Below are 2,976 nucleotides of genomic sequence, written 5' to 3' on the forward strand. Positions count from 1 at the left end.
GGTAAGTTTCGACGGCGGTCGCACGACAACGGCGACCGGATGCTGCGAATCCGTTGTACCGGCAACAAGCGCATTGCCACCGAAGTGGTTGATACGACCAATCGCCAACACGACATCGGTCAGTGCACCACCCGTCCCCATATCGCCGAGCAACGCCGCTGTATTGAACGTCTGCTTCATGTGGTCGTATTCAGGCAGTGTTTCCGTCAACGACTGCGAAAGCGCCCCCAAACGTGCCGATGCTACGTCGCCCCCGTGCCCCGCATCGTGAACGACGTACTGAAGGTCGGTCGGACCGATACCGGCATTCTTGGCTGCTTGCTCGATCGTCGCCTTCCACGCCTGTACCGCGCGCGGTGCTCCGACCTTCGGCGTGAAATCCTGCGTGTTGCCGGTCACCGCTTTTCCAATCCACGCAAGCGGTTCACGCTCGGTATTGAAGTTCGGTCCAGCGAGGAACAGCACGACGAGATTTTCGTTGATCTGCCCATCCTTCGGAGGGAAGCTTGGTGCGTCCCAGTTCATCACCCAGACGCTCTTGTCCGGATTAGCTTCGAGGTATGCCAGCCCATCGTTCAACGACGTGAAGCCAGCATTTGCGCCGCCCTGCGTGACATGTACGTCCGGCGGGGTGTCACGGCTCCATACTGTCTTGAAATATGGATTGCCAATCAAGAAAGCCTCCTTGATCGTATTGGCTAGATAGTCCCGAGCTTCGTTCACGTCGAGCCTAGGGGGAATCGCGGATTCGACGTGAATACCCGCGAGTTCGCGCCAATCTCGGGTGTTCTCCGGTTTCACTGTGTAGAAATACTTTGCATTGGTCGCATAAGGTGTCCGTAGAAATCGGGGGAATTCGAACGCATACTTATGAAAGTACCCTTTGAACGTCTCGGTTCCTCTATTTCCGTATACCAATGCTCCGATCGATTGAAGCGTCTTAAATGATTTTGGATCGGTACGAACCATGTCGTCATTCTTATTCGGCTGCACCAATCCCTGTGCCCACAACGTCTGCCATTCTGTTGGGTAATCCTTTCGCTGCAATGGATTCAGCCAAATCAGACCAACAACTTGAACTGTATAAGGCACGACCGGGGCTTCTGCTGTGACCGCGACATTTGTTTTGGTCACTGGAGCCGCTTCAACAGAACGTGTCGCCGCCGTTGTCAAAATCAGCACCGTCAGCGCCAGCAATCCGGGTATCAATACTAGTCGTTTCATCCAATCTCCCGTATCAAGTGGAACCGATCGCGCTTGCCCCATCTGAACCGTCAGTAAGCCTAACAGACCTGCCGCCATCACCCATACCACCAATGCAACAGCAATACGTCGCGAGCCAGTCGCAATCAGCGTCTTCATACTCCACCTCCGACGCTGAGATAAAACCGTCCTTCGCGCTCGTCCATGATCTTTGTCGGTATGGTACCTTCACTTTGAACCGCCCCGGGAATCGTGGAGGCCGGTTGGTTTAAGTTGATGCAGGCACGTCAGCGGCATTTCTGAGTTGCCTGTAGTAGTTTGCTTCAGCCTCGGCGGGCGGGATATAGCCGAGCGGTTCCATCAGCCGACAATGGTTGTACCAGGCGACCCATTCCAAGCTTGCCAGTTCGACAGATTCCCTCGTCTTCCACGGGGCGCGCCGATGAATCAGTTCCGTCTTGTACAGGCCGTTGATCGTTTCAGCCAGCGCGTTATCTTAGCTGTCGCCACGGCTGCCAACGGATGGCTCGATACTCGCCTCGGCCAAACGTTCGCTGTACCGAATGCTGACGTATTGAGCCCCCCCTATCGGAGTGATGTATCAAGGTCCCGTCGTCGCCCGGTTGGCGTGCGTACAACGCCTGTTCAAGTGCATCAAGAACGAAGTCCGTGGTCATCGACGAACTGACGCGCCAGCCAACGATGCGACGGGCGAACACGTCGATTACGAACGCCACGTACAGCCAGCCCTGCCATGTCGAGACATAGGTGAAATCCGAAACCCAAAGCTGATTCGGCCGGTCAGCTTTGAACTGCCGGTTGACCCAGTCTAGCAGGCGCGGCGCGCTCGTATTGGAAGTCGTCGTGCGAAGCCGCTTGCCTCGAACTGCGCCTCGCAAGCCTTGCAGCTTCATCAGCCGTGCGACCGTACAGCGTGCCACCGCAATGCCTTCCCGGTTCATCTGCTTCCAGACCTTCGGCACGCCATAGACCTGCATGTTGTCCTGCCAGACGCGCTTGATCTCGGGTTGCAGAATCGCGTCGCGTTTCGCGCCGGCACAGTGTCTGGACGGATCTCGAAGCTGTGCCGCATGGCGTCGGTAACCCGACGGGGCAATCTGCAAGACCTTGCAAATCGGCTCGACCCCAAAGGTGTCGCGATGCTGATCGACGAAGGCCTTCAGGATTTGAAACGGCGGTCGAGCTCCGCCTGGGCGAAAAACGCGCTCGCGACCTTGAGAATCTCGTTGGCCCGACGCAACTCCTTGACCTCGCGCTCGTCTGTGGTCACGCCGTCGCGCTCACCGTGGTCAACCTGGTCGCGCTTGACCCAATCATGCAGCGTCTGCGGCGTGCAGCCGATCATCGGTGCAATCGATTCGACCGCTGCCCACATCGACGGATGTTTGCTACGCTGCTCGCGCACCAGACGTACTGCACGCTCGCGAACCTCCGGGGAAAACTTGGTTGCCTTCTTGTTCATGGCTCCCTTGTCTCAAGAGTTGGAGCCTCCACAAAATCCGGGGCGGTTCAAGGGCGTCCTGATGTTGGCAGGCTAGAAAACAGAACGGCGCCACACGAAGTTTTGTGACCGTGAAAAGCCGCGTCAGATCCCTCAACCTTCATCTCCGGGTCGCCCTCGACAATCACAACGTCTCCGTGCATCGGACAGACACAGTGGTCCCCGATACGCCCCACGGCGCGACCCATGACCTTACTGTTGGGCGCACCCGTCTGTACGACTCCGCCGTGACTGTGTACGTCACCAACTCG

General features: G+C 57.3%; 2 protein-coding genes, 1 pseudogene and 1 other annotated feature. All 3 genes and pseudogenes read right to left on the bottom strand.

Annotated elements, in window-relative coordinates:
* A partial coding sequence (locus GQ56_RS39880) for a virulence factor (protein WP_235212845.1) occupies positions 1-1,362 on the bottom strand: 1,362 nt, incomplete at its 3' end.
* Positions 1,363-1,471: 109 nt separating this feature from the next.
* Positions 1,472-2,686 (bottom strand): annotated as a pseudogene (locus GQ56_RS39885) (IS3 family transposase).
* Positions 2,313-2,429, bottom strand: a sequence feature (AL1L pseudoknot). Its footprint overlaps the pseudogene before it by 117 nt.
* A gap of 47 nt (positions 2,687-2,733) precedes the next feature.
* Positions 2,734-2,976 (bottom strand): PAAR domain-containing protein (locus GQ56_RS42765; protein WP_075123138.1); only part of this gene is annotated, 243 nt, incomplete at its 5' end.

Origin of the sequence: Burkholderia paludis (genome assembly GCF_000732615.1) — a bacterium.
GTDB lineage: Bacteria > Pseudomonadota > Gammaproteobacteria > Burkholderiales > Burkholderiaceae > Burkholderia > Burkholderia paludis.